The following is a 25735-nucleotide window of genomic DNA, read 5'->3' on the forward strand; positions in this document are numbered from 1 at the left end:
CCGGTCCGGTTACCGGCCGTGCCAGTCCAGGCAGACGACGAGGGCGTCGTCGGCGGGAAGCTGTTGGCCGCGGTGGCCGGTCAGCTCACGCAGGATGGCGCGCGGGACCTCCGCGGCGGGCAGTAGCCGGGTGGCCATGATCGCCCGGGCCAGCGCGGCCTCTCCGTAGGCCTCTCCGAGCGGAGAGGCGACCGCATGAACGCCGTCGCTGACGAAGATGAGCCGGTCTCCGGGTTCTACCTTGAACTCCTGCGTCACGTAGTCGGTCTCCTCGAACATGCCCAGCGGCAGCTGGGCGTCGAAGGTGATCCGTTCCACCGCACCGCCCCGCAGCCGCAGTGTCTGGGGGGAGCCGGCGTCCACCACCCGGGCGTGCCCGGTGGCCAGATCGAAGTCGAACATGAGGACGGACAGGTAACAGCGGCCCTGGTAATGGGCGTAGACGGCCTGGTCAGCCAGGGCCGCCTGGTCGGCGAGCGGGATGTCGGCCCGCCGCGCGTTGCGCAGGGCGTTGATGGCCAGGTTCGTCAGCAGGGAGGCCTCGATGCCCTCGCCCATGCCGTTGGTCACGTACAACATGAGCCGGTCGGCGGTCGCGGACCAGTCGAAGTTGTCGCCGAAGATCGCGTACGCGGGCTCCAGTTGGGCGCCCAGCTCGTACTCGGGGCGAGCGCAAGCGCGGCCCGGGAGCAGCTGCCACTGCATCTCAGCGGCCAGGGTGAGCCGGTCCTTGCGCCGCGCTTGCAGGTACAGGTCCGTGTCCCGCTCAGCCACGATCACCTCGTGCCCCAGGACCTCGGCGACCTCGGCCAGCGCAGTCACGCAGCCGTCGGCGCTCTCCGCGCTCGGCAAGGTGACCGAGAGCACACCGAGCCGGTCCCCGCGCACACTGACGGGCAGGTGCACGCGTACCTCGCGGCCTGCGAGACGCTCCACGAAGGGCTGCTGGGACCCGAAGGCCCGGCCGGCCGGGCTGTTGTGCACCGACACCGGCTCCAGGGTGTGCGGCAGCACGGACACCGGCTGTAGCACCGTCAGGCCGTAGTCGGCCATGAACAGCTCGACGACTGTCGCCGCGTACTGCTCGCAGAGCGCGCGACGGACGGCGTCGAGCAACTCATGGGGCGCCGCTGTGCGCAGAGCGCGCTCAACGGCCACGAATCTGTTCACGATGGTAAATCACCAATCCTTCACCGGATGCTGACATGGCCCGCACATGGTGCGGTCGCTTCTGCCGACGGAGTCGGCCCGTCCATCCACCTGTTACCGGTTCGGACACCTAGTACGCTGACGGGCATCCCAGTGCCTGCGAGAGTGTGACTGTGACTTCCTTCAGCCCCCGCCCAGAGCCACGTGAGATCGCCCGTGTGACCTCCACGGCCGGGGAGTTGCTGGAAGTGCTGTGGGGTCAGGCCGCGACCGCACCCGCCTCCGCGTCCCAACTGCGTGTGCTGCTCGTCCTCGAGCACAACGAAGGCATCAACCTGCGCACCCTCGCCGACCGCCTCGCCTCCACCCCTCCGTCGACAAGCCGCCTGTGCGACCGACTGCAGGCCGCCGGCTTCGTCGAGCGCGTCATCAGTCCGGCCGACAGACGCGAAGTGCGCCTCCACCTCAGCAGCCGGGGTCACGCCTTCCTGGCCGACCTGCGCGCGAGGCGGGAGAAAGTGCTGCAAACAGTCCTCGCCCACATGCCCGCCGTCAAGCGGGCCGCGCTGCTGGAAGGACTGGAAGCCTTCTGCGAAGCAGCCGCGACGCAGATGCACGACGAGGCCGAGCAGCCCGACAGCAGGTCCGCCTGAACGGACCTACGCGGTGCCGACCCCTCGCCCAAACCCGGCTCCAAGGGCTCAATGCACGGCGTGGCCCGGGCCCACCGGAACATTCCCAGTCCTCTCCGCGCACATCTGACACGGTTTACTTTGTTGCCCTCCGGCCATAGTTGTCAAATGGCAACTGTTGGCGGTTGATGCCGCGAGCCCCTTCGCCCCCCCGTAGTCACCTGCGCGAAGGTGTCGAGCACGCCTCGGCTCTGGGCGTCCCCGGGCGTCGTACGCAGAGCGGAGGGCACGCGCTTTCTCGGTCCGGGCAATCGCCCCCCGGGCAGCACGGACGGAAGACCCGAGCGGCACGGTGGGACAGCGCTTCCGCCGCCGCTCTGTTCTGCCGCGGCCTCGTCTTCGGCGTCGGCACCGCGCTGGGCAGCCGCCTGGCGCACCTCACCCTGGACACCGTCACTCGGCCGCGCACCTGATCCGCAGGCAGAACACCGCGGATCACACCGGCCTCCGGTCCGTCGGCGCCCAGCGCCCATCAGCACGCTGCACCGCCAGACCGTGGTCCGACAGCCCACCCAGGTGCTTGACGATCGTCCGCTCGGTGTAGCCCACCGTTTCGCACAACTCCTGCACGGTGTGCGCTCCATGCTCCATCAGCCGGATGTACGTCCGCGCGGCATGATGACCGAGACGCTCCCGCCGTGGCCGCCGCTGGGCTGCCCCACTCTGCACGGGGGCCGTGGCTACGGCGCTCGGTGCTGTGGACGGGCCGCGGCGAGGTGTCCGGTTCACGGACCGGTGCTTGCGTTCTGCTTCTTACTCATCTGCCACCTTTTTCGGCCGGTTGTCGGTGTTCACCGTGAACAACGACCCGGTCCCGCCGAAGAACCCGCCCCCCTGGGCACGCACCCGGTCGCACAACGGCCCCCTCACCCGCCGACTCCGCTCCGCCGGAGGAGTCATCGTGACCTCCAGGACCGCTCTGGTCACCGGCGCTTCGTCAGGAATCGGCGAAGCGACAGCGGTCAAGCTGCACGAACTCGGCTACAACGTCTATGGCGCCGCGAGGCGCGCCCGCAGCCTCGACGACGCAGCCGCGGCGGGCGTCATCCCGCTGGCGATGGACGTCTCGCGCGACGAGTCGATCCGGGCCGGCGTCGGCCAGGTCATCGCCGAAACAGGCCGTATCGACGTTCTGGTCGACAGCGCCGGCTACGGCTCCTACGGTGCGGTGGAGGACGTCTCTATGGACGAGGTCCGTCGCCAGGCCGAAGTCAACGTGTTCGGGGCGGGAGGCGCTGAGCGACTGCCTGCGCCTGGAGACCAAGCCCTTCGGCATCGACGTCGTCATCGTCGAACCCGGCAACATCCGGACCGCGGGCAACACCGTCACGGCCGCCGAACTCCAGGAAGCCTCCGGGGCGGGCCCTTGCGCCGCCCAGGCCGCGGCCGTCCTGGCCGCGTTGAACTCGGAGGCGAACGCCCGGCGCGAGTCCCCGCCGTCCGTCATCGCGGACGCGATCGCCGAGGCCGTCACCGCACGCACGCCCAAGACCCGCTACGCCGCAGGGTTCGGCGCCCGCCCCCTGATCACCCTGCGCGGCATGGTCTCGGACCGCATGTTCGACTCCCTGATGAACCGGGCCATCGGCATCCGCAGGCAGCCTCAAGCCTGATCAGCCCTCTACGTCCGGTGACACTCTCGCACGTGCCGACCGGCGACGGCCTCAGTCCTCTTCGGCTCCAGATCGACCGCATGGGAGAGGATCGACGCCTTGCTGATGGGGTTGGTGGTCGGCGTCGAGGGATGCCAGAACCATCCGTCGCTGATCGCCTGCCCCTGTATAGCGGCGTGCGTGTTCCCCTCCGGCGTGCCCAACGGCTCCTCGAAGTAGATCGCATCACCGAGGAACGGCACCGAGCGTAGGTCGGGAACTGCTCGGCCGGCGACAGCGAGGGCTCCGACGCTTCGACGAACCCTTTGCCCTTGACCCACCCCGGCGGCCATTGCTGTCCGTGACCGTTCACCAGGTCCCGGAAGCGTTGCGCCGGGTCGAGATCGTCGAAGGTCTCGGTGCACCAAGCCCCGGTACGACCACCGCCGGCCCGCTACTCGACCGTGTGCGAGATCCCTCCGGACCTCAGCTTCTTCGTCTTGATGTAGGCCATGCGAACCAGCGTACGAGGGCTCGGTGCGGTGTCCGTGCGGTACCGGGCTCGCCCACGGGTATACCGAACGGGCGTTTCCACAAGTCAGGGCGTTACAACTGTGGTGGGGCGGGTGGGACTCGAACCCACGGCCGGCGGATTATGAGTCCGCTGCTCTAACCGGCTGAGCTACCGCCCCATAGCGGCGTGTCGCGTACATGTGTGCGCGCCGTCTGCCGCAGCATAGCCGCTCATACGATCTCACGCTTCGGCTGGTCCGCCCTTGTGCGGCCCGGAGGACCGCGCCGCGACCTGCGCCGTTCCCGCCGGCGGGAGACCGACATGAAAAAGGACCCCTACGGGGTCCTCGATCACGATGCTCCCCCGACTGGACTCGAACCAGTAACCTGCCGGTTAACAGCCGGCTGCTCTGCCAATTGAGCTACGGAGGACCGAGCTCCCCCGACTGGACTCGAACCAGTAACCTGCCGGTTAACAGCCGGCTGCTCTGCCAATTGAGCTACGGAGGAATGCCTCGTTGCATCGAACGTACCGACCTGGGTATTCGCCAGGGGGCGGGCGCTCGCTGCGACACATACATTAGCGCAAGCAGGGGGGTGCTCCGCCAATCGGTTCCCTCCCGGCGCCGATGCCGCACCAGATGCCTACAGAGGGAAGGGTGGCCGCCATGCGCTACCGGCTCACGTTCGTCGTCGGACTCGCCCTGGGGTACGTGCTGGGCACGCGAGCCGGACGCGAGCGGTACGAACAGCTCAAGAAGTCCGCCCGGCAGGTCGCGCAGAACCCCGCCGTCCGCAACACCGCGGAGACGGCGGCTCAGCAGGGCCGCCAGTTCGCCGGGCGGGCCTACCACGTGGTGAGCGACAAGGTCGGGGACCGGATGCCCGACTCGGTCGCGGACCGTGTGCGGTCGCTGCGCGAGCGGTCCGTGCACAGCAATGGTTCGGACGACTGGGGCACCAGCAACACGTAGTGGCGTACGGGCCGACACGGTCACCCCCCGCGGTGCGGCAGAATTTTCGCCATGGGGATAGTCGCCGGGTTGGACAGTGCACCCGATTTCACTCGCATCGTCGTCTGCGACGCGGACACCGGAGCCGTGCTCCGGCAGGGGTATGCGCCGCATCCGCTGGAGGGTGCCGAGGGTGGCGGCCGTCCCTCCGACGTCGATCCGCAGGCCTGGCTGCTCTCCCTCGGGGAGGCGGCCGGCGGCGGACTCCTCGAAGGCGTGCAGGCCATCGGCGTGTCCGCGCAGCAGAACGCGGTCGTGCCGCTGGACTCGCAGGGCAACACCGTGCGGCCCGCGATGGTCGGCGGCGACAAGCGGGCGCAGGTCGCGGCGGCCGATCTGATCGACGCGCTCGGCGGCCGTCAGGCGTGGGCGCAGGCAGTCGGGTCCGTGCCGCAGGCCGCGCAGCCCGTCACCAAGCTGCGCTGGCTCGCGAAGAACGAGCCGGACGCCGCCCTGCGCTCCGCCGTTCTGATGCAGGCCCACGACTGGCTGGTGTGGCAGTTGCTCGGGCGGCCCGTGCGCAGGACCACGGACCGGGGCGGCGCGTCCGGCACCGGCTACTGGTCGGCCGCGACCGGCGGCTACCGAGCCGACCTCGTCGAGCTGGCGCTCGGCCACCAGGCCATGCTGCCCGAGGTGATCGGGCCCGCCGAGGCGGCCGGTACGACCCCGGAGGGGCTGCTGATCTCCGCCGGCACCGGCGAGACCATGGCCGCCGCGTTCGGGCTCGGCATCGGGCTCGGCGACGCCGTCGTGTCGCTGGGCGCATCCGGCTCCGTGATGGCGGTGCATCCCGAGGCGCTCGTCGACCAGAGCGGGATGATCACCTCCCTGGCGGACGCGACGGGCATGCACCTGCCCGTCGTCACCACCCTGAACGCCGTACGGACCCTGCGCGGGGCCGTCGAGCTGCTCGGGGCGCCGGATCTGGAGAGCCTGTCCGACCTGGCGATGAAGTCGACGCCGGGGTCGCACGGGCTGGTGCTGCTCCCCTATCTGGAGGGTGAGCGCACGCCGAATCTTCCGCACACGGCGGGCACGTTGACCGGGCTGCGCCGCGAGTCGATGAAGCCCGAGCACTTCGCGCGGGCCGCCTTCGAGGGCATGCTGTGCGGCCTCGCGGACGCGCTCGACGTGCTGCGCGGACGGGGCGTGGAGGTGCGGCGCATCTTCCTGCTGGGCGCGGCGGCCGAACTGCCCGCGGTGCAGGCGGCCGCGCCCGCGCTGTTCGGAGCCCAGGTCGTCGTGCCGCAGCCCGCCGACTACGCGGCGATCGGCGCCGCCCGCCAGGCCGCCTGGGCCCTCGGCGTCTCCCAGGGCACCCTGGACCCCCGCAACCCCCCACCCTGGAACGGCGCAGCAGCCCAGGTACTGGACCCGGGCGACGACCTGGCAGTGGGCCAGGCAATACGCCAGCAGTACGTCTCGGTGAGAGAACAGACCCACCCCGGGGCGTTCCGGTAGCCAGGAGTGGCGGATGGGGTGAGCGGGGCAGCCGGGCGAGCGGGCCGCACGGGGCGTACGGCCGACCGCGCGGCAGAAACCGGGCTGCGGGATGCGGCCCACGGAGGGGACCTGCCGGGGAGTGCCCCGGGGGGCTGGGCGCCGGGGAGTGCCGCCCGTGGAGCGTGCGGCCCCGCACACGGCAGGCGGCTGCCGCCGGACGCGTCGGCGTAGGACGTCTCACCGCTCGACGCGGCACACGCCGGGGGTGCGGCCGGGCAGTGCCCCGGGAGGCACCGGGAAGTGCCGCCCGTGGAGCGTGCGGCCCCGCAGGGTGTCTCGCCGCTCGACACGGCACGACCGACGCCCGCCGGGGCACGGCCCACAGCCCGCACCCGTTGTGAGGTGCTGTCTGGAGCCCGCATCCGCCCGAGGTCCGACCCACAGCCGGCGCTGCCCACGGGTGCAGCCCGCCGGCCAGCGCCCTCCACGGAGCGCGGCACACGGCTGGCCCCCGCCCCCTCCGCGGGGCGCGACAACCCCGCCGGCGCCTCCACGCGGCGCACCGCAAAAGCCGTCCCCGCCCGCGGCACCCCGCCGACCCTCACCCCCGCTACAGCTCACCCCCGTCCAGCCCCCCGCAGGGCCATAGCACGGCTGTCGCCCGTTAATCAGTTGAGGTAACGCCGGTGGAGTGTTTGACGATAGGGGCCACGGGCTATCGAATGCCCTCTTCGGCGACTCCGAGAGACGTAGCGTGCTCATACGACTTCTGCGGACCTATCTCAGGCCGTACAAGAAACCCATCGCCCTGCTGGTGGCGCTTCAGTTCCTTCAGACCTGTGCCACCCTCTACCTGCCCACCCTGAACGCCGACATCATCGACGACGGTGTCGTCGACGGGGACACCGGAGCGATCCTGTCCTTCGGCGGGCTGATGATCGGCATCTCGCTGGTGCAGGTCGTGTGCAACATCGGCGCCGTGTACTACGGCGCGAGAACGGCGGCGGCGCTCGGCCGGGACGTGCGGGCGGCCGTCTTCGACCGGGTGCAGTCCTTCTCCGCCCGCGAGCTCGGCCAGTTCGGCGCGCCCTCGCTGATCACGCGGACGACGAACGACGTCCAGCAGATCCAGATGCTCGCCCTGATGACGTTCACGCTGATGGTGTCGGCGCCGATCATGTGCGTGGGCGGCATCGTGCTGGCGCTCGGCCTGGACGTGCCGCTGTCCGCGGTCCTCGTGGCCGTCGTACCGGTGCTCGGCATCTGCGTGACGCTGATCGTGCTGCGGCTGCGCCCCCTGTTCCGGTCCATGCAGGAGCGGCTGGACACGGTGAACCGGGTGCTGCGCGAGCAGATCACCGGCAACCGCGTCATCCGCGCCTTCGTCCGCGACGAGTACGAGGAGCAGCGCTTCCGGAAGGCCAACGCCGACCTCACCGACATCTCGCTGCGGGCCGGCAACCTCCTCGCCCTGATGTTCCCGGTGGTCATGACCACGGTGAACCTGTCGTCGATCGCGGTGGTGTGGTTCGGCGCCCACCGGATCGGCAGCGGCGGGATGCAGATCGGCGACCTGACCGCGTTCCTCGCCTACCTCATGCAGATCGTGATGTCCGTGATGATGGCCACCTTCATGTTCATGATGGTGCCGCGCGCGGAGGTGTGCGCCGAGCGCATCCAGGAGGTCCTGGACACGGAGTCGAGCGTCGTGCCGCCGGCCGCGCCGGTGCGCGAGCTGCGTCGGCACGGGCATCTGGAGCTGCGCGGGGCGGGCTTCCGCTACCCGGGCGCCGAGGAGCCGGTGCTCAGGTCGATCGACCTGGAGGCACGGCCGGGCGAGGTGACCGCCGTGATCGGCTCGACCGGCAGCGGCAAGTCGACCCTGCTCGGGCTGGTCCCCCGGCTGTTCGACGCCACCGACGGCGAGGTGCTCGTCGACGGGACGCCTGTCGCCGACCTCGAGCCGGAGCTGCTCGCGCGCACCGTCGGACTCGTGCCGCAGCGGCCGTACCTCTTCGCGGGCACCGTCGCCACCAACCTGCGCTACGGCAACCCCGACGCGACCGACGAGGAGCTGTGGCACGCGCTGGAGGTGGCGCAGGCCAGGGAGTTCGTCGAGCGGCTGGAGAACGGGCTCGACTCCCCCGTCGCCCAGGGCGGCACCAACGTCTCCGGCGGCCAGCGGCAGCGGCTCGCCATCGCCCGCACGCTCGTGCAGCGCCCGGAGATCTACCTCTTCGACGACTCCTTCTCCGCCCTCGACTACGCCACCGACGCGGCGCTGCGCGCGGCGCTCGGACGGGAGACCGCCGAGGCGACCGTCGTGATCGTCGCCCAGCGCGTGGCGACCATCCGGGACGCGGACCGGATCGTCGTCCTCGACGAGGGCCGGGTCGTCGGCGCGGGCACGCACACCGAGCTGATGGCGGACAACGAGACCTACCGGGAGATCGTGCTCTCCCAGCTGACGGAAGCGGAGGCTGCCTGATGGCCGGGCCCATGGGGCGCATGATGGCCGGGACCGGACCGGAGAACCGCTCGCTGGACTTCAAGGTGTCCGGTCGGCGGCTCCTCGCCCAGTTCAGGGCGGAACGGCTCACCCTGTACGCGATGCTGTTCTGCGTCGTCGTGAGCGTGGGCCTGAACGTCGTCGGGCCGAAGATCCTCGGCAAGGCCACCGACCTCGTCTTCGCCGGCATCGTCGGACGCGAGATGCCGGCCGGGTCCGACAAGGAGCAGGTCCTCGACTCGATGCGGCAGCGCGGCGAGGGCGAGGTCGCCGACATGCTCCGCAGCACCGACTTCACCCCCGGCAAGGGCATCGACTTCGACGCGGTCGGCCGGGTGCTGCTGATCGCGCTCGCGGTGTTCCTCGTCGCCGGTCTGCTGATGGCGGTGGCGACACGGCTGGTCAACGCGGCCGTCAACCGCACGATGTTCCGGATGCGCGAGGACGTCCAGACGAAGCTGTCGCGGCTGCCGCTGTCGTACTTCGACAAGCGGCAGCGCGGCGAGGTGCTGTCCCGGGCGACGAACGACATCGACAACATCGGGCAGACCCTCCAGCAGTCGCTGGGCCAGCTCATCAACTCGCTGCTCACCATCGTCGGCGTGCTGGCGATGATGTTCTGGGTGTCGTGGCTCCTCGCGCTGGTCGCGCTGGTCACCGTGCCGCTGTCGGCGGTCGTCGCGGCGCGGGTCGGCAAGCGGTCGCAGCCGCACTTCGTGCAGCAGTGGCGCTCCACCGGCAAGCTGAACGCGCACATCGAGGAGATGTACACCGGGCACACCCTGGTGAAGGTGTTCGGCCGGCAGGAGGAGTCGGCGCGGCAGTTCGCCGAGCAGAACGAGGCGCTGTACGAGGCCGGGTTCAGGGCGCAGTTCAACAGCGGGGTGATGCAGCCGCTGATGTTCTTCGTGTCGAACATCAACTACGTGCTGGTGGCGGTGGTGGGCGGGCTGCGGGTCGCCTCCGGCTCCCTCTCCATCGGCGATGTGCAGGCCTTCATCCAGTACTCGCGGCAGTTCTCGATGCCGCTGACGCAGGTCGCGTCCATGGCGAACCTGGTGCAGTCGGGCGTCGCCTCCGCCGAGCGGATCTTCGAGCTGCTGGACGCGGAGGAGCAGACGCCGGACCCGGTGGCGGGCGTGCGGCCGGCCGAGCTGCGCGGGCGGGTGGCGCTGGAGGGCGTGTCCTTCCGGTACGACCCCGACAAGCCGCTGATCGAGGACCTGTCGCTGGTCGTCGAGCCGGGGCACACGGTCGCGATCGTCGGCCCGACCGGCGCGGGCAAGACCACGCTGGTCAACCTGCTCATGCGGTTCTACGACGTCTCCGGCGGGCGCATCACCCTCGACGGCGTCGACGTCGCCGCGATGTCCCGGGACGAGCTGCGCGCCGGGATCGGCATGGTGCTCCAGGACACCTGGCTGTTCGGCGGCACCATCGCGGAGAACATCGCGTACGGGGCGTCGCGGGAGGTCACGCGGGGCGAGATCGAGGAGGCGGCGCGGGCGGCCCACGCGGACCGGTTCGTACGGACGCTGCCCGACGGGTACGACACCGTGATCGACGACGAGGGGAGCGGGGTGAGCGCGGGTGAGAAGCAGCTGATCACCATCGCTCGGGCGTTCCTGTCGGACCCGGTGATCCTCGTGCTCGACGAGGCGACGTCCTCGGTCGACACCCGTACGGAGGTGCTGATCCAGAAGGCGATGGCGAAGCTGGCGCACGGGCGGACGTCGTTCGTGATCGCGCACCGGCTGTCCACGATCCGGGACGCGGACACGATCCTGGTGATGGAGAACGGCGCGATCGTGGAGCAGGGCGCGCATGCGGAGCTGCTCGCCTCCGGCGGGGTGTACGCGCGGTTGTACGAGGCCCAGTTCGCCCAGGCGGCGACTGAACTCGACTGATCCCGCCGCTCTCTGGCCCCCTGGGATCCCGACCGGCCCTGGGGGCTCCGCCCCCGGGCCCCCGGGCCTATGCCCACCCACCACCCGACTCGGTGGGGAAAAGGGGGGTCCGGGGGCGGCAGCCCCCGGGGGTGGGACGGGTAGGGGCGGCGGGGCGAGGAAGCCTCAGTCGAGGTAGCCCCTCAGCTGGTCCGCGAAAGCGTGGTCGCGGAGTTTGTTCAGGGTCTTCGACTCGATCTGGCGTATGCGCTCCCGCGTGACGCCGAAGATCCGCCCGATCTCCTCCAGCGTGCGCGGACGCCCGTCCGCCAAGCCGTACCGGAGCTGAACCACCTTGCGTTCGCGCTCGCCGAGCGTGGAGAGCACCGCCTCCAGGTGTTCGCGCAGCAGCAGGAACGCCGCCGACTCCACCGGACTCGCCGCGTCGCCGTCCTCGATGAGGTCGCCGAGCGCCACGTCGTCCTCCTCGCCCACCGGCGCGTGCAGCGACACCGGCTCCTGGGCCAGCCGCAGCACTTCGCCGACCCGTTCCGGCGCGAGGTCGAGATGCGCGGCGACCTCGTCGGCCGTCGGCTCACAGCCCCGCTCCTGGAGCATGCGGCGCTGCACCCGCACGACCCGGTTGATCAGCTCCACCACGTGCACGGGGACCCGTATCGTGCGGGCCTGGTCCGCGAGGGCACGGGACATGGCCTGCCGGATCCACCAGGTGGCGTACGTCGAGAACTTGTAGCCGCGCGCGTAGTCGAACTTCTCGACCGCCCGGATCAGCCCGAGGTTGCCCTCCTGGACCAGGTCGAGCATGGTCAGACCGCGCCCGACGTACCGTTTCGCCACCGACACGACGAGGCGCAGGTTGGCCTCGATCAGCCGCCGCTTGGCCATCCGGCCCATGACGACCAACCGATCCAGATCCAGGGCGAGTTCGCTGTCCAGGTCGCGTGCGGTGCCCAGCTTCTCCTCGGCGAAGAGGCCGGCCTCGACGCGGCGGGCGAGTTCGACCTCCTCGGCGGCGGTGAGCAGCGGGATCCGGCCGATCTCGCGCAGGTACTGGCGGAACAGGTCGGAGGAGGGGCCGGCGGTGTCGGCGGCGCGAGGAGCGGGCGCCTCGGCGGGCTCTGGGGCGTCGACGGCCTCGGATGCCTCGGGGGCGCCCTCCAGGGCATCGGCGGGCGGGCCGTCCGGTTCCCCGCCGGCGCCCGCGTCCGTCTCCGCGTCCGTCTCCGTCTCCGCGTCCGCGTCCGTCTCCGCCTCCGGGTGCAGCGCGGCCCGGTTCTGCGGCGGGACCGCGTCCAGGACGTCCGCCTCGGCGTCCGGTTCCGTGCCGTCGGTACGGGCTTCGGTGTGGGTGAGGGTCTGGGTCTGCACGGGGGCGACCTCCAGGATTTTCGCTGCCGGAATGCGCGGCAGCGCTGCTTCGAGGGCGGAGTCGGCGGCCTCGCCGCTGTCCGTCCCGTACGCGACGAGCGGAACCGCGGGGGTGTGGGACCCGTGGGGGACGGACCGGCCGCGCTCCGAGGACTCAGGCACCGCACCCCAGTGTGGGGTACGACACATCGCCGCCACGAGGGGCGTGCCATGACTTTTTGCGTCCGTGCCGTGACGGCGTGCTCAGAGAGCCGCGGCTCCGTGCTCGCGCAGGGCCTGGTCGTACTGCTGGAGGATCCACAGTTCGTTCTGGACGGCGGCCAGTTGGGCGGGGTCGCCGCCGGCGGCATGCCGGGCCAGCTGGGACTGGACGTCGCGGATGCGCCGCTCCACGGCACGGCGGCGGACGGTGACCAGCTGGGCGCCGGCGTACACGTCGTCGACCGTCTTGCGCATGATCGCCTCGACCGCCAGCTCCGTCACCATCGCGCGGACGACGTCGTCGGGGGCCGCCTCGCGGACACGGACGAGGTAGTCCTGCGGGTCCTGCGTGCCGTACTCGGCGCCGCCCGCGTCCAGGACGGCCTGGCGTACGGCGGCGTAGGGGGCGGCGGTGAACTCGTCGACGCCGTACGCGTCGAAGGCCGGGGAGACCAACTCGGGGCGTTGCAGGGCGAGTTTGAGCAGCTCGCGTTCGGTGGCGAAGACGGGGTTGCGCAGGGTGAGCGCGGGGCCCGAGGAGGTGGGGCGGGGGGCGGCCTCGTACGACCGGGCGTCGCCGCCGCGGGCCGGCCCGGGGCCGCGCCCACCGCCGCCGCCACCGCTGCCGCCGCGCTCGCGGGCCCAACGGGCCAGCTGCGCCACGCGTTTGACGACGAACTGGGTGTCGAGGATGCCGAGCATGCCGGCGAGCTGGACGGCGACCTCGTGCTGGGCGCCGCTGTTCTTGATGCGGGCGACGATCGGCGCGGCCTCGTCGAGCGCGGCGGCGCGGCCCGCCGGGGTGTCGAGGTCGTAGCGGACCACGATCTGGCGGAGCGCGAACTCGAAGAGCGGGGTGCGGGGTTCGACCAGGTCGGCGACGGCCTCGTCGCCCTTGGCCAGGCGCAGGTCGCAGGGGTCCATGCCGTCGGGGGCGATGGCGATGTAGGTCTCGGCGGCGAACTTCTGGTCGTCCTCGAAGGCCCGCAGGGCGGCCTTCTGGCCGGCGGCGTCGCCGTCGAAGGTGAAGATGACGCGGGCGCTGCCGTTGTCCATGAGGAGCCGGCGCAGGATCTTGATGTGGTCGCCGCCGAAGGCGGTGCCGCAGGTCGCGATGGCCGTCGTCACCCCGGCGAGGTGGCAGGCCATGACGTCGGTGTAGCCCTCGACGACGACCGCGCGGGACGACTTGGCGATCTCCTTCTTCGCGAGGTCGATGCCGTAGAGGACGTTCGACTTCTTGTAGATCGCCGTCTCGGGCGTGTTGAGGTACTTGGGCCCGTTGTCCGCCTCGTACAGCTTGCGGGCGCCGAAGCCGACGACGTCGCCGCCGATGTCGCGGATCGGCCACATCAGCCGGCCCCGGAAGCGGTCGATGGGGCCGCGGCGGCCCTCCTGGGCGAGCCCGGAGAGGATCAGCTCCTTGTCGCTGAAGCCCTTGCCGCGCAGGAAGCGGGTGAGGTGGTCCCAGCCCTGGGGGCTGTAGCCGACGCCGAAGTGGACGGCGGCGGCCTGGTCGAACCCGCGTTCGGCGAGGAAGATCCGGCCGGTGTCGGCCTCGGGGCTGACGGCGAGCTGCTCCGCGTACCAGTCGGCGGCGATCTTGTGGGCCTCTACCAGGCGGATCCGCTCGCCGCGCTGGTGGGAGGGGTTGTAGCCGCCCTCCTCGTAGCGCAGGGTGATGCCGGCCTGGGCGGCGAGCCGCTCGACCGCCTCGGAGAAGGTGAGGTGGTCGACCTTCATCACGAACGTGATGGTGTCGCCGCCCTCCTGGCAGCCGAAGCAGTGGAAGAGACCCTTGCTGGGGCTGACCTGGAAGGACGGCGACTTCTCGTCGTGGAACGGGCACAGGCCCTTGAGGTTGCCGCCGCCCGCGTTGCGCAGCTGGAGGTACTCGGACACGACGGCGTCGATCGGGACCGCGTCCCGAACAGCCTTCACATCCTCGTCATTGATCCGTCCTGCCACGCGTGAATTCTACGGGGCCGGCCCGACACCTCTGGGGCGCGTCGCCTCCCGGCTGGGGGTCCGGGGGGCGCCCCCCGGGAATCACAGCACGGGGCCGGCCCGACACCTCTGGGGCGCGTCGCCTCCCGGCTGGGGGTCCCGACACCTCTGGGGCGCGGTGACGCTCAGGACGCGAGGCTTTCGAGCGGGACGTGCGGGTCCGCCAGGGCCTCCGCGTCCACGGAGACCCCCGCCCGGATCACCTTCTGAATCGCCTCTGTGACGTCCCACACGTTCACGTTCATCCCCGCCAGCACCCTCCCCTCCCGCAGCCAGAACGCGATGAACTCCCGCTTGCCCGCGTCGCCCCGGATGACCACCTCGTCGTAGGTCCCCGGCGGCGCCCATCCGCTGTACTCCATGCCCAGGTCGTACTGGTCGGTGAAGAAATAAGGCACCCGGTCGTAGGCGACGTCCTTGCCGAGCATCGCGCGGGCGGCGACCGGGCCGCTGTTGAGGGCGTTGGCCCAGTGCTCGACGCGCAGGGTGGTGTCGAAGAGCCCGAGCGGGAAGGACGCGACGTCGCCGGCGGCGTAGATGTCGGGGTCGGAGGTGCGCAGGCTCGCGTCGACGGCGACGCCGCCGCCGTCGGCCCGGTCGGCCAGCCGCAGTCCGGCGGCCTCCGCCAGGCTCGTGCGGGGGGCCGCGCCGATCGCGGCGAGCACGTCGTGCGCGGGGTGCTCCTCCCCGTCGTCGGTGCGGGCGGCGAGCACCATGCCGTCCTGGCCGACGATCTCGGTCAGCCGGACGCCGAACCGGAAGCGGACGCCGCGCTCGCGGTGCAGCTCGGCGAAGACGTTGCCCAGCTCCGGGCCGAGGACGCTGTGCAGCGGGGTCGGCTCCGGCTCGACGACGGTGACCTCCGCGCCGTACTCGCGGGCCGCCGCCGCGATCTCCAGGCCGATCCAGCCCGCGCCGGCGATCACGATGTGGCCGTTGTCGCGGCCGAGGGCGGCCAGGACGCCCTTGAGGCGCTCGGCGTGCGCGAGACGGCGCAGGTGGTGGACGCCGGCGAGGTCGGTGCCGGGGATGTCCAGACGGCGCGGTTCGGCGCCGGTGGCCAGGAGCAGCTTGTCGTAGTGGACGAGCGTGCCGTCGTCGCCGAAGCGGACCGTCTTCGCCGTGCGGTCGATGGCGTCGACGGTCTGGCCGAGGTGGAGCTCGACGTCGTTCTGCGCGTACCAGGCGGGTTCGTGCACGAAGACGCTCTCGCGGGGCTCCTTGCCGAGGAGGTAGCCCTTGGACAGGGGTGGGCGCTCGTAGGGGTGGTCGCGTTCGTCGCAGATCAGTATCACGCGGCCGGTGAAGCCCTCCGCCCTGAGCGTCTCGGCCGCCTTGGCGCCGGCCAGGCCTCCTCCGACGATGACGAATGTCTGATCCGCGTCGACCACGTGATGCCTCCTACGGGGGTCCGGGGGGTGGCCCTCCAGTGAACACTGCTCGTTCCGCCACACGAGCGTCCCGCACGGAGCGTGAGGGGGGAAGAGGGAGTGGCCCGATCAGGCCACGGAGGGTCACTTATGAGTCACATACGCCTCTTCAGGAGCGTGTCGTCAGGCGCGCGTGCAAGGACCGGGCCGAGGCGTCGGTGAGGGAGGCGATCTGGTCGACGATCACGCGCTTGCGGGCCCGGTCGTCGGGCGCCTGGTCGAACAGGGCGCGGAACTGGGGGTCGAGATCGTAGGGGGCGCGCGCGGTGAGCGCCTCGGCGATCTCGGTGATGACGACCCGCTGGTCGGCGCGGAGCAGTTCCTGCTCGGCGCGCTGCATCACGTACCGGTCGGCGACGGCCTTGAGGACCGCGCACTCCAGGCGCGTCCCGCGCGGTACGACGAGTTCGGCGCCGTAGCGGGTGAGGCGGCCGGAGCCGTGCCGGGCGCGGGTGGCGGCTTCGGCGGCGAGGCAGAAGCGGCCGATGAGCTGGCTGGTGGCGTCCTTCAGCCGGGCCTGGGCGGCGGCGGTGCCGTCGTAGCCGTGCGGCCACCACTCCTGGTCCTGGAGGCGGTCGAGGGCGGCGGCGAGTTCGGCCGGGTCGGTGTCCGCGGGGACGTAACGGCCGACCGCGACGCGGAAGACCTCCTGGCGTTCCGGCTCGGCGTGCAGGCAGCCGGGGTCGATGTGGCCGGCGTGCAGTCCGTCCTCCACGTCGTGCACCGAGTAGGCGACGTCGTCGGCCCAGTCCATGACCTGGGCCTCGAAGCAGGTGCGGGTGCCGGGGGCCTGCTCGCGGACCCAGTCGAAGACGGGCCGGTCGTCGTCGTAGACGCCGAACTTCGGGGACGCGGGGTCGGCGGGGTGGGCGCCGCGCGGCCAGGGGTACTTGGTGGCGGCGTCGAGGGTGGCGCGGGTGAGGTTGAGGCCGACGGAGCCCTCGGGCTCGAACCGCTTGGGCTCGATGCGGGTGAGGAGCCGCAGGGACTGGGCGTTGCCCTCGAAGCCGCCGCAGTCGTGGGCGAAGTCGTTCAGGGCCTGTTCGCCGTTGTGGCCGAACGGGGGGTGGCCGAGGTCGTGGGAGAGACAGGCCGCTTCGACGAGGTCGGGGTCGCAGCCGAGGGCCGCGCCCAGCTCACGGCCGACCTGGGCGCACTCCAGGGAGTGGGTGAGGCGGGTGCGCGGCGTGGCGTCCCAGGCCGGGCTGCCGGCTCCCGGCGTGACGACCTGGGTCTTGCCGGCGAGCCTCCTGAGCGCGGAGGAGTGCAGGATGCGGGCGCGGTCCCGCTGGAAGGCGGTACGGCCTGGGCGTTTGTCGGGCTCGGGGGCCCAGCGGGCCACTGACGTGGGGTCATAGGGGGTGGGGGATGCGGTGCCTTCCATGCCTTGAACACTAAGCGCACGCGGTGACAATCGAAGGCTGCGGGGTCGGCACCGGCGAGGTCGCGCGCGCCCGGTCGTAGCGGTGCAGGATCAGGTGGGCCATCGACTCGTGGGTGCCCAGGGGGGCCGAGACCAGCCAGGGGGCGGCCGCCGCGGACTCCGTGGCGAAGCGGCCGGGGGCGGTGAAGCAGGAGGCGACGGCCACGCGGTGGCGGCCCCGGGCGGTCAGCGCCTGGATCGCCTCGGGCACGGTCGGGGCCGAGGTGGTGGCGTAGGCGGGGACGACCGGGACGCCGAGGCGGGCGGAGAGCAGTCGGGCGGTGCGGCCGGTGTCGACGGCCGAGTCGGGGTCCCGGGAGCCGGCCGCCGCGAGGACCACCGCGCTCGTGCGGCGCTCGTCCTCGGTCCGCGGGTCGCGCCAGCCGGCCTCGGTCAGCCGGGCGTGCAGGGCGTCCACGAGGAGGGGGTGCGGGCCGAGCGGCGCAGCCACACGCGTGCGTACGCGGGCCGCCGCGGCCGTCTCGGGGATGTCCCGCTTGACGTGGTAGCCGCGGCTGAGCAGCAGGGGGACGAGGACGGCGTCGGACGTGCCGGCGGTGTCGAGGTGCGCGAGCGTGTCGCTCAGCAGGGGCTCGTTGAGCTCGATGTGCCCGAGGTGCACGGGCAGGCCGGGCCGCAGCGCGCGGACGCGGTCGAGGAGCGCGCGGACGGTGCTCAGGGCGCGTGGGTCACGGCTGCCGTGCGCGACCACCACGAGCGCGGGCGGCCCCGGGCGACGGCGGCCGTCGAGCCGGACGAAGCTGAGCTGACTGGCGAGCTGGGAGCTGATCCGGTTCATCATGTGCGCCGTACTGTCGAGGTGGACGCCACCGGGCAGCGGGCTGCCGGGGCGCTGGTCGGACTCGTCGTACTGAGGGGGCGACGCCGTCATGCACCGATCGTGACGGGGGGAGGTTGCACCCCCGTTGCGTGACCGTCACGAGTATTTTCCGGGGGTTCACGGCGGGGGCGGGGGCGCTGTGAGGGGCGGGGGCGGGGCGGCTGTGCGGCGGGCGGGAGTGAACCGGACGGCGGTGCGGCGCGTCTTTCCAGGTCGGAAGCGGGATGTGGGGACGCGGGGACGCGGGGACGCCGGCGAGGATTCGGGGGGACGGGTGGGGATGGGGATGAAGGTACGGGGGTTCCGGCTCCGGCTGCCGCGCACGCGTGCGGGTCGGCGGCGGCTGGTGCAGGCGGTGATGGCCGGATGCGTGCTCGGGCTGCTGCCGGCGACCTGGCTGCACGTGTCGACGGGCGACCGGCTGCGGACGACGGCCGACGCGCCGCACGCCGAGGTCGCGGTGGTGTTCGGCGCGGGCCTGTGGGGCGGGGAGCCGTCGCCGTATCTGGCGCACCGGCTGGACGCGGCGGCCGAGCTGTACCGGGCGGGCCGGGTGAAGGTGGTGCTGGTCACGGGCGACAACAGCCGCGAGGACTACGACGAGCCCGACGCGATGCGGACGTATCTGACGAGGCACGGCGTCCCGGACGCCCGCGTCGTCAGCGATTACGCCGGGTTCGACACCTGGGACTCCTGCGTGCGCGCCAAGAAGATCTTCGGCGTGGACCGGGCGGTCCTCGTCAGCCAGGACTTCCACATCCGCCGTGCGATCGCCCTGTGCCGGGCGGCGGGCGTGGACGCGTACGGCGTCGGCGTGCCCGAGTGGCACAACGTCACCTGGTACTACGGCGGCGCCCGCGAGCTCTTCGCAGCGGGCAAGGCGGCACTGGACGCGGTCTTCGAACCGGACCCCCGGTTCCTCGGACCGGAAGAACCGGGGGTGGAACGGGCGTTGGCGTCGGCCGGGTAGCCGGGCGGGGCGGGGCGCTGCGCGGCGGGCGGGGCTTGGAGGGACGGGACCTGACCAGGCGGGGCGGGGCCTGACCGGACGGGACGAGCCCTGGCCTGGCCGAACGGGGCGGGACCTGGCGGGCGCTGCACGGCGGGGCGGTGCCTGGCCTGGCCGAACGGGGCGGGACGAGGCCTGGCCTGGCGGGGCCGGGCCTGGCCTGGCCTGGCGGGGCGGGGCGGGGCGGGACCGGCCGGACGAGGCCTGGCCAGACGGGGCGGGCCCTGACCGGACGGTGCCTGGCCTGACCGGACAGGGACGGGACCTGACCGGCGCGGCCTGGCCGAACGGACGGGACGAGCCCTGGCCTGGCCTGGCCGGACGGGAACGGGCGGCGGGGCGGGAGCGGCGGTGGGGCCGCTCCCGCTTCAGCTGTCCGCCGTCCGTTCCCTTCGGCCGCCGCCCGATTCCTTCGGCCGCCGTTCGTTCGCTTCGGCCGCCGCCCGTTCGCCGCCGTCCGTACCCTGTCGGCCGGCGTCCGTTTCCTTTCGTTCGGTGTTCGTCACCGGCCCCGGAAGTTCGGGGGGCGTTTCTCCAGGAACGCGGTCATGCCCTCCTTCTGGTCCTCGGTGGCGAACAGGGCGTGGAAGACGCGGCGTTCGTAGCGGAGGCCGTCGCGCAGGCCGGTCTCCAGGGCGCGGTCGACGCACTCGCGGGCGGCGCGGACCGCCGTGCGGCCGTACGAGGCGATCGTCTCGGCCGCCGCGAGCGCCTCCGGCAGGACCCGGTCGTCCGGGACGACCCGGGAGACCAGGCCGTACTCTCCCGCCTCCCGGGCGCTCATCGTGCGGCCGGTGAGGATCAGGTCCATCGCCCTGGCGCGGCCGATGAGCCGGGTCAGGCGCTGGGTGCCGCCGATGCCGGGGATCACGCCGAGCTTGATCTCCGGCTGGCCGAAGACCGCGGACTCCCCCGCGATCACCAGGTCGCACATCATCGCCAGTTCGCAACCGCCGCCCAGCGCGAGGCCGTTGACCGCCGCGATCTTCGGGACGCGCAGGTCGGCGAACTCCTCCCAGGCGGCGAAGTAGTCCTCCGCCGCCATCTCGACGGCCGACTTCCCCGCCATCTCCCTGATGTCGGCGCCGGCCGCGAAGGCCCGCTCGGAGCCGGTCACGACCAGGCAGCCGACAGCGGGGTCATGTTCCAACGGGCGCACCGCGTCGAGGAGTTCGCCGAGCAGTGCGCTGCTGAGCGCGTTGTGGACGTGCGGCCGGTGCAGACGGACGGTGACAACGGCACCGGAGCGTTCGAGCTTGAGGTGGTTCACGTCGGTCTCCCTAGGGTCGAGGCGGTTCTACGAGTCCCAGATCGCGCCGTACGCCGGGATCCCCCGCCGTTCCAGGCCGTGCACGACCTGCCAGGTCAGCTTCTTGTTGGAGATGCAGATGACCGCCTCCGCGCCGAAGTCCCGGTAGGCGGCGTACGCGAGGCGCACCATGTCCGGCTTGCCGTGCCGGGAGGTGTCCCAGACGACGGCGTCCGGCTGGACCGCGAGGATCTCGTCGACGAGGGCGTCGCCGTAGGTGGCGCGGGGGTCGCGGGTCGCCCAGACCAGGCGGGCGGGGACTTCGGCGGCCAGGAGGTGGGGCAGGCAGGGGCCGATGCCGCTGCCGGTCGCCACGTAGACGACCTTCTTGAACAGGACCTCGATGTTGGCGACCCCGGCGGTGGTGATGCCCTTCACCCAGACCCTGGCCGGCAGGTCGTCGATGAACGCGCCCGTCCAGTCGCCGGCCCGGGAGACGGTGAGCCGGAAACCGGTGCGGCCGGGCTCGGGGACGTTGGCGAAGGAGTGCCATTCCTTCAAGGGGCTGCGGCTGATCGCCGTCGAGGAGCCGGCGAAGGGAGTCTCGCCGTGGTCGAAGCGGGCCAGCGCCACATGGGCGGAGGGGCGTTCGACATGGACGTCGACCTTGCGCAGCCGCAGCCAGGGCAGGGCGACGCTGAAGGTGACGACCGCCAGGACGGTCACCGGCACCGGGCCGGGGCCGGAGAGCAGGGTGTGGGCCCAGAAGAGGGCGAGGGCGCTCCAGCCGCCGAAGCGGTGGACCTTCTCGAAGCGGTCGTGGCGGCGGGCGCGGTAGGACGGCAGGGCGGTGGCGACGATGACGGCGAGGAGGGCGACCAGGGCCCAGCCCACGTAGTCCGCGGGCGCGAGGGAGCCGTCGGCGCTCGACCTGATCGTCAGGGCCAGGAACCAGACCGTCCCGGCGAGCGCCCCGCCGACGTGCAGTCCGCCGAAGTGGTAGACCTTGCCGAGCGTCCAGCGCAGCCGCAGCGGCCACGTCGTGGGGGCCGAGGTCGCCAGCCGGAAGAGCAGGTTGACGACGTACTGCTGGCGGACGAGGACGGCGAGCGCGAGGTCGGCGAGGGCCGCGTGGGCGAGGGCGGGGTCGGAGAGGGGCCAGGCGGCCCACGCGAAGGCCGCATTGGCGAGGAGGACCAGGGCCGCCAGGCGGTTGTAGTGCATCAGGCGGGGATGCTTCAGCAGACGTCGCACCGCGGAGGTGGGCGGCGGGAGGGTGACGGTCTGCATCCGGTCGGGGGTGGTGGTCATCGGGCCACCGCCGTGCGCTCCCGGGCCAGCCGCAGCAGCGACTGCTTGTCGATCTTGCCTCGGTCGGTCTCCGGCAGGAATGGCATGGACATGACATCCTCGGGCACGCAGTAGTAGGGCAGCGCCTCGGCGACCGCGCGGCGGGCCGTGTCGGGGTCGACGTCGGCCGGGCAGACGAAGGAGACGAGGCTGCGGTCGTCGCGTTTGAGCGTCACCGCGCGGACGCAGCCGGGCACGCGCTCCAGCACGGCGGAGACGGAGTCGAGTTCGACGCGGAAACCGCGCACCTTGACCTGGTCGTCGGTGCGGCCGAGGTGCTCCAGCCGGCCGTCGGGGGTCCAGCGGCCGAGGTCGCGGGTGCGGAACATCCGGCGGTCGCCGCCGAGGAAGGGGTCGGGGGCGTAGCGCTCGGCGTTGAGCGCGTCGTCGTCGAGATAGCCGGCCGAGACGCAGTCGCCGCCCGCCCACATCTCGCCGGTCTCGCCGATGGGCAGGGGCCGGCGGTCGGCGTCGAGGACGTAGACCGTGTTGTTGGGGGTGGGGCGGCCGATCGTCAGGAGCGGGTCGGACGGGGTGTGCCGGCTCATCGTGTTGACGATGGTCGTCTCCGTCGGGCCGCAGCAGTTGTGGAAGGCGGTCCGGCGCGCCCAGGCGTCCGCGAGCGGGTGCGGGCAGGGCTCCCCGGCGACGGCCACCGCGCGCACCCGGGGGCAGGCCGCCGGGTCGATGCCGGACAGGACCGTCGGGGTGGCGATGAGGACGGTGGCCGTGCGCGCGGCGGCGGCGATGTCCTTGCCGCGGACGATCAGCGTGCCGCCGTGGGTGAGGCAGCCGAGGATCTCCCAGGCCGCCATGTCGAAGGCGATGTTGAGGAGTTGGGCCACCCTGTCGCCGGGGCGGACGCCGAGCGCGCCCGGCTCGGTGAGCAGGATGTTGGCGACGTTGCGGTGGGTGACCTTCACGCCGTTGGGGCGGCCGGTGGTGCCGGAGGTGAACAGGACGTAGCAGCCGTCGTCCGGCGCGGGGGCCTGAACCGGAAGCGGTCGGTACGGTCCGTGAGGTCCGGGAGGTCCGTCCGGTCCGTGATGTCCGTCGGGTCCGTCCGGCAGCGGCTCGTCGAGGGCGATCACGCGCGGGCCCCTCGGCACCCGGAGGGCGTACTCGGCCTGGGTGAGGACGATCCGGGTGGCCGCGGTGCGGACGACGTGGGCGAGCTGGGTGGCGGGCGCCAGGCCGATGTCCTGGGGGACGTAGGCGGCGCCGGCCTTGAGGACGCCGAGCAGGCCGACCAGCATCGGCAGGGAGCGGCGGACGAAGAGCCCGACGTGGTCGCCGGGGCGGACGCCCTCGCGGGCGAGCCGGGCGGCGAGGGCGTCGGCCCGCCGGTCGAGTTCGCCGTAGGTGAGGATCTCGCCCTGGTGCTCGGCGGCGACGGCGTGCGGCATGGCCCTGGCGTGCCGTTCGACGGCGCGGTGGACCAGCGGGTCCGGGACGGGCACGGTCGGGCCGTGGCCGTAGCGGCGGAAGAGCCGCCGGTCGTGGGGGGTGAGATGGCGCAGAGGCATGGGTCGGAGACCTCCAGGCTGCTTCGAGAGTCGGTGACATGGCCGGGGGACGGCGGCATGCCCGGGTTTTCGAAAGCCGTGCGAGTGTCTGGCGCCGAACGACTGTAGTGGCGTCGATTCAACTCTCAACTAGACGCTACCGGCCAATTTCGCGACGAAATGAGCCACTTGTGTCGTCTTTCGCACCAGAGGCAACTCGTGACCTGTCCGGCGGCGACCCACAGGTGGGCCGCTCCACGCCTCACGCCGGACGAACGGTGTCAGGGAGGGCACCACCACACCGCCGTAACAGGACGCCGCACGGCGCGTAACACGGCGGAAGCACGCTGAGGCGTATGGAGACCACCTCGACGCCCACCCACTGCCCGTACTGCGCCTTGCAGTGCGGGATGGCCCTGTCGCCCCTGCCCACGGGGGGCGTCGAGGTGATCGAGCGCGCCGACTTCCCGGTGAACCGGGGAGCGCTGTGCGGCAAGGGCCGTACGGCGCCGGCGGTGCTGTCGTCCCGGGTGCGGCTGACCACCCCGCTGGTGCGTTCCGGCGGCAGGCTGGTGCCGGCCGGCTGGGACGAGGCGCTCGACCGGATCGCGGGCGAGCTGGGCAGGATCCGCACCGAGCACGGACCCGACGCGCTCGGGGTGTTCGGCGGGGGCGGGCTGACGAACGAGAAGGCCTACACGCTCGGCAAGTTCGCCCGGGTCGCGCTCGGCACCTCGCAGATCGACTACAACGGGCGTTTCTGCATGTCGTCCGCGGCGGCCGGGGGCATCAAGGCCTTCGGCCTGGACCGGGGGCTGCCGTTCCCGCTGGAGGACGTCCCGAGGACGGGGTGCGTGATCCTCGTCGGGTCCAATCCCGCCGAGACCATGCCGCCGTCGCTGCGGTTCTTCAACGAACTGCGCGAGAACGGCGGCACGTTGATCGTCGTCGACCCGCGCCGCACGAAGACCGCCGAGCAGGCCGACCTGCATCTGATGCCCCGGCCGGGGACCGATCTCGCGCTGGCGCTCGGGCTGTTGCACCTGGTCGTCGCCGAGGGGCGGGTCGACGAGGAGTACGTCCGTGAGCGGACGGCCGGCTGGGAGGACGCGCGGGCCGCCGCGATGGCCCACTGGCCGGAGTACGTGGAACGGATCACGGGGGTGTCCGTTCCCCAACTCCGCGAGACCGTGCGGATGTTCTGCGAGCCGGAGGCGGCGATGGTGCTGACCGCCCGCGGGCCCGAGCAGCAGGCCAAGGGCACCGACACGGTCGGCGCGTGGATCAACCTGTGCCTGGCCACCGGGCGCGCGGGCCGCCCGCTGTCCGGGTACGGCTGTCTGACCGGGCAGGGCAACGGGCAGGGCGGGCGCGAACACGGCCAGAAGGCCGACCAGTTGCCCGGCTATCGCAAACTGGACGATCCGGCGGCGCGGCGGCACGTGGCCGAGGTGTGGGGCGTGGACCCGTCCTCGCTGCCCGGTCCCGGACGCAGCGCGTACGAACTCCTGGACGCGCTGGGGCGGGACGTGCGGTCACTGCTGCTGATGGGGTCGAACCCGGTGGTGTCCGCACCGCGCGCGGCGCACGTCGAGGAGCGGCTGAAGTCGCTCGACTTCCTCGCCGTCTGCGACGTCGTGCTGTCGGAGACGGCCGCCCTCGCCGACGTGGTCCTGCCCGTCACGCAGTGGGCGGAGGAGACCGGCACCACGACCAACCTGGAGGGCAGGGTGCTGCTGCGACGGCAGGCGATCACCCCGCCGGAGGGCGTGCGCAGCGACCTGGAGGTCATGCACGAACTGGCGGCGCGGCTCGGGGTGGAGAAGGGCTTCCCGACCGACCCCGAGGAGGTCTTCGAGGAACTGCGCCGGGCCAGCGCGGGCGGTGCCGCGGACTACTCCGGGATCACCTACCGGCGACTGGCGCGGGAGAACGGCGTGTTCTGGCCGTGCCCGGCGGACGCCGACGCCGACCCCGAGACCCCGCCGACGCACCCCGGCACGCCCCGTCTCTTCCTCGACCGGTTCGCCACTCCCGACGGGCGGGCACGGTTCGTGCCCGTGTCGCACCGGGCGTCGGCGGAGGAGACCGACGCCGAGTACCCGGTGCTGCTGACCACGGGACGGGTCGTGGCGCAGTACCAGTCCGGGGCCCAGACCCGGCGCGTGGACGAGCTGAACGCCGCCGCGCCCGGCCCCTTCGTCGAGCTGCACCCCCGGCTGGCGGCACGGCTCGGGGCGGCCGAGGGCGACCAGGTCGCCGTCGTCTCACGGCGGGGCCGGGCGGTCGCGCCGGCCCGGATCACCGCCGGCATCCGCCCCGACACCGTCTTCATGCCCTTCCACTGGCCGGGCGAGGGCCGCGCCAACACCCTCACCAACCCGGCGCTGGACCCGACCTCGCGGATGCCGGAGTTCAAGGTGTGCGCGGTGCGGGTGGAGGCCGTGAAGCCTCCGGCGGCCGTGAAGCCTCCGGGGGCCGTGAAGTCTCTGGGGGCCGTGAAGTCGTAGCGCTGTCCGCCGTGTCCGGTC

At 72.2% G+C, this 25735-nt stretch carries 18 protein-coding genes and 3 tRNA genes; 8 read left to right on the forward strand and 13 right to left on the reverse strand.

Going from position 1 to position 25735, the window contains the following annotated elements; translation table 11 throughout:
- Positions 1 to 9: 9 nt before the first annotated feature.
- The gene (locus ACFYX4_RS03415) at positions 10 to 1170 is read right to left on the reverse strand and encodes a PP2C family protein-serine/threonine phosphatase (RefSeq protein WP_389325036.1); all 1161 of its coding nucleotides are present in this window, start codon (positions 1168 to 1170) and stop codon (positions 10 to 12) included.
- 146 nt (positions 1171 to 1316) lie between these two features.
- On the opposite strand from ACFYX4_RS03415, the gene ACFYX4_RS03420 reads away from it, so the two are divergent.
- A complete protein-coding gene (locus tag ACFYX4_RS03420) occupies positions 1317 to 1802 on the forward strand; it encodes a MarR family winged helix-turn-helix transcriptional regulator (protein ID WP_389325040.1) in 486 nt (161 codons plus the stop codon).
- A 474-nt stretch (positions 1803 to 2276) separates the two neighbouring features.
- Here the strand turns inward: ACFYX4_RS03420 and ACFYX4_RS03425 are convergent, their stop codons facing one another.
- On the reverse strand, positions 2277 to 2432 hold the full coding sequence (locus ACFYX4_RS03425) for a hypothetical protein (protein WP_389325043.1): 156 nt from the start codon (positions 2430 to 2432) through the stop codon (positions 2277 to 2279).
- A gap of 310 nt (positions 2433 to 2742) precedes the next feature.
- Between ACFYX4_RS03425 and ACFYX4_RS03430 the strand changes: the two genes are divergently transcribed.
- Positions 2743 to 3705 carry an SDR family NAD(P)-dependent oxidoreductase gene (locus tag ACFYX4_RS03430; RefSeq protein ID WP_389325046.1) on the forward strand — a complete coding sequence of 321 codons (963 nt, stop codon included), beginning with the start codon at positions 2743 to 2745 and terminating at the stop codon, positions 3703 to 3705.
- A 343-nt stretch (positions 3706 to 4048) separates the two neighbouring features.
- On the opposite strand, the gene ACFYX4_RS03435 is transcribed toward ACFYX4_RS03430, so the two are convergent.
- The 3 genes from ACFYX4_RS03435 to ACFYX4_RS03445 form a co-directional block, all read right to left on the reverse strand.
- Positions 4049 to 4125, reverse strand: a tRNA-Ile gene (locus ACFYX4_RS03435).
- Positions 4126 to 4305: 180 nt separating this feature from the next.
- A tRNA-Asn gene (locus ACFYX4_RS03440) sits at positions 4306 to 4378 on the reverse strand.
- Positions 4379 to 4383: 5 nt separating this feature from the next.
- Positions 4384 to 4456: transfer RNA gene (locus ACFYX4_RS03445), tRNA-Asn, on the reverse strand.
- A 158-nt stretch (positions 4457 to 4614) separates the two neighbouring features.
- On the opposite strand from ACFYX4_RS03445, the gene ACFYX4_RS03450 reads away from it, so the two are divergent.
- The 4 genes from ACFYX4_RS03450 (at position 4615) to ACFYX4_RS03465 (ending at position 10821) form a co-directional block, all read left to right on the forward strand.
- Positions 4615 to 4920, forward strand: coding sequence for a YtxH domain-containing protein (locus ACFYX4_RS03450; RefSeq protein WP_389325049.1), 306 nt, complete (start codon positions 4615 to 4617; stop codon positions 4918 to 4920).
- 51 nt (positions 4921 to 4971) lie between these two features.
- Positions 4972 to 6423, forward strand: a complete 1452-nt coding sequence (locus ACFYX4_RS03455) for an FGGY family carbohydrate kinase (protein WP_389325052.1) — start codon at positions 4972 to 4974, stop codon at positions 6421 to 6423.
- A 736-nt stretch (positions 6424 to 7159) separates the two neighbouring features.
- A complete protein-coding gene (locus tag ACFYX4_RS03460; protein WP_389325055.1) occupies positions 7160 to 8893 on the forward strand; it encodes an ABC transporter ATP-binding protein in 1734 nt (577 codons plus the stop codon).
- Positions 8893 to 10821 (forward strand): ABC transporter ATP-binding protein, encoded by a 1929-nt coding sequence (locus ACFYX4_RS03465; RefSeq protein ID WP_389325058.1) that lies wholly within the window; start codon positions 8893 to 8895, stop codon positions 10819 to 10821. Before ACFYX4_RS03460 ends, ACFYX4_RS03465 begins: the two co-directional genes overlap by 1 nt.
- Positions 10822 to 10986: 165 nt before the next feature.
- Here ACFYX4_RS03465 and ACFYX4_RS03470 read toward each other — a convergent pair whose 3' ends face one another.
- The 5 genes from ACFYX4_RS03470 to ACFYX4_RS03490 all read right to left on the reverse strand — a co-directional run bounded on the left by ACFYX4_RS03470 (position 10987) and on the right by ACFYX4_RS03490 (position 18142).
- On the reverse strand, positions 10987 to 12351 hold the full coding sequence (locus tag ACFYX4_RS03470; RefSeq protein ID WP_389325061.1) for an RNA polymerase sigma factor: 1365 nt from the start codon (positions 12349 to 12351) through the stop codon (positions 10987 to 10989).
- Positions 12352 to 12432: 81 nt separating this feature from the next.
- Positions 12433 to 14358: a DNA primase gene (gene dnaG / locus ACFYX4_RS03475; protein ID WP_389325064.1), complete on the reverse strand. Its 1926-nt coding sequence runs from the start codon at positions 14356 to 14358 to the stop codon at positions 12433 to 12435.
- 164 nt (positions 14359 to 14522) lie between these two features.
- Positions 14523 to 15788 (reverse strand): NAD(P)/FAD-dependent oxidoreductase, encoded by a 1266-nt coding sequence (locus ACFYX4_RS03480; RefSeq protein ID WP_389325067.1) that lies wholly within the window; start codon positions 15786 to 15788, stop codon positions 14523 to 14525.
- A gap of 148 nt (positions 15789 to 15936) precedes the next feature.
- Positions 15937 to 17211: a deoxyguanosinetriphosphate triphosphohydrolase gene (locus ACFYX4_RS03485; protein WP_389325069.1), complete on the reverse strand. Its 1275-nt coding sequence runs from the start codon at positions 17209 to 17211 to the stop codon at positions 15937 to 15939.
- 10 nt (positions 17212 to 17221) lie between these two features.
- Positions 17222 to 18142, reverse strand: a complete 921-nt coding sequence (locus ACFYX4_RS03490; RefSeq protein WP_389325072.1) for a sirohydrochlorin chelatase — start codon at positions 18140 to 18142, stop codon at positions 17222 to 17224.
- Positions 18143 to 18371: 229 nt separating this feature from the next.
- On the opposite strand from ACFYX4_RS03490, the gene ACFYX4_RS03495 reads away from it, so the two are divergent.
- Positions 18372 to 19061 carry a vancomycin high temperature exclusion protein gene (locus tag ACFYX4_RS03495; RefSeq protein ID WP_389325075.1) on the forward strand — a complete coding sequence of 230 codons (690 nt, stop codon included), beginning with the start codon at positions 18372 to 18374 and terminating at the stop codon, positions 19059 to 19061.
- Positions 19062 to 19602: 541 nt separating this feature from the next.
- Here the strand turns inward: ACFYX4_RS03495 and ACFYX4_RS03500 are convergent.
- From ACFYX4_RS03500 to ACFYX4_RS03510, 3 genes are read right to left on the reverse strand one after another with little or no spacing between them, the layout of a single operon-like run.
- Entirely contained in the window at positions 19603 to 20370 is a 768-nt protein-coding gene (locus ACFYX4_RS03500) for an enoyl-CoA hydratase-related protein (RefSeq protein WP_389325078.1), read from the reverse strand.
- Between the two features lie 27 nt (positions 20371 to 20397).
- Positions 20398 to 21660, reverse strand: a complete 1263-nt coding sequence (locus tag ACFYX4_RS03505; RefSeq protein WP_389325081.1) for a hypothetical protein — start codon at positions 21658 to 21660, stop codon at positions 20398 to 20400.
- The gene (locus ACFYX4_RS03510; RefSeq protein WP_389325084.1) at positions 21657 to 23225 is read right to left on the reverse strand and encodes an amino acid adenylation domain-containing protein; all 1569 of its coding nucleotides are present in this window, start codon (positions 23223 to 23225) and stop codon (positions 21657 to 21659) included. Before ACFYX4_RS03510 ends, ACFYX4_RS03505 begins: the two co-directional genes overlap by 4 nt.
- A 335-nt stretch (positions 23226 to 23560) precedes the next feature.
- On the opposite strand from ACFYX4_RS03510, the gene ACFYX4_RS03515 reads away from it, so the two are divergent.
- Positions 23561 to 25714 carry a molybdopterin oxidoreductase family protein gene (locus tag ACFYX4_RS03515; RefSeq protein WP_389325087.1) on the forward strand — a complete coding sequence of 718 codons (2154 nt, stop codon included), beginning with the start codon at positions 23561 to 23563 and terminating at the stop codon, positions 25712 to 25714.
- The last annotated feature ends 21 nt before the right edge of the window (positions 25715 to 25735 follow it).

The organism is Streptomyces sp. NPDC002328, from assembly GCF_042890065.1.
In the GTDB taxonomy this organism is placed as follows: Bacteria; Actinomycetota; Actinomycetes; order Streptomycetales; family Streptomycetaceae; genus Streptomyces.

Excerpts from the sequence above, each read along its gene's own strand:
- ACFYX4_RS03425 (WP_389325043.1), bottom strand. The coding sequence starts at position 2,432 with ATGGAGCATGGAGCGCACACCGTGCAGGAGTTGTGCGAAACGGTGGGC.
- ACFYX4_RS03450 (WP_389325049.1), top strand. The coding sequence starts at position 4,615 with ATGCGCTACCGGCTCACGTTCGTCGTCGGACTCGCCCTGGGGTACGTG.
- ACFYX4_RS03455 (WP_389325052.1), top strand. The coding sequence starts at position 4,972 with ATGGGGATAGTCGCCGGGTTGGACAGTGCACCCGATTTCACTCGCATC.
- ACFYX4_RS03465 (WP_389325058.1), top strand. The coding sequence starts at position 8,893 with ATGGCCGGGCCCATGGGGCGCATGATGGCCGGGACCGGACCGGAGAAC.
- ACFYX4_RS03485 (WP_389325069.1), bottom strand. The coding sequence starts at position 17,211 with ATGGAAGGCACCGCATCCCCCACCCCCTATGACCCCACGTCAGTGGCC.
- ACFYX4_RS03490 (WP_389325072.1), bottom strand. The coding sequence starts at position 18,142 with ATGACGGCGTCGCCCCCTCAGTACGACGAGTCCGACCAGCGCCCCGGC.
- ACFYX4_RS03495 (WP_389325075.1), top strand. The coding sequence starts at position 18,372 with ATGGGGATGAAGGTACGGGGGTTCCGGCTCCGGCTGCCGCGCACGCGT.
- ACFYX4_RS03505 (WP_389325081.1), bottom strand. The coding sequence starts at position 21,660 with ATGACCACCACCCCCGACCGGATGCAGACCGTCACCCTCCCGCCGCCC.
- ACFYX4_RS03510 (WP_389325084.1), bottom strand. The coding sequence starts at position 23,225 with ATGCCTCTGCGCCATCTCACCCCCCACGACCGGCGGCTCTTCCGCCGC.
- ACFYX4_RS03515 (WP_389325087.1), top strand. The coding sequence starts at position 23,561 with ATGGAGACCACCTCGACGCCCACCCACTGCCCGTACTGCGCCTTGCAG.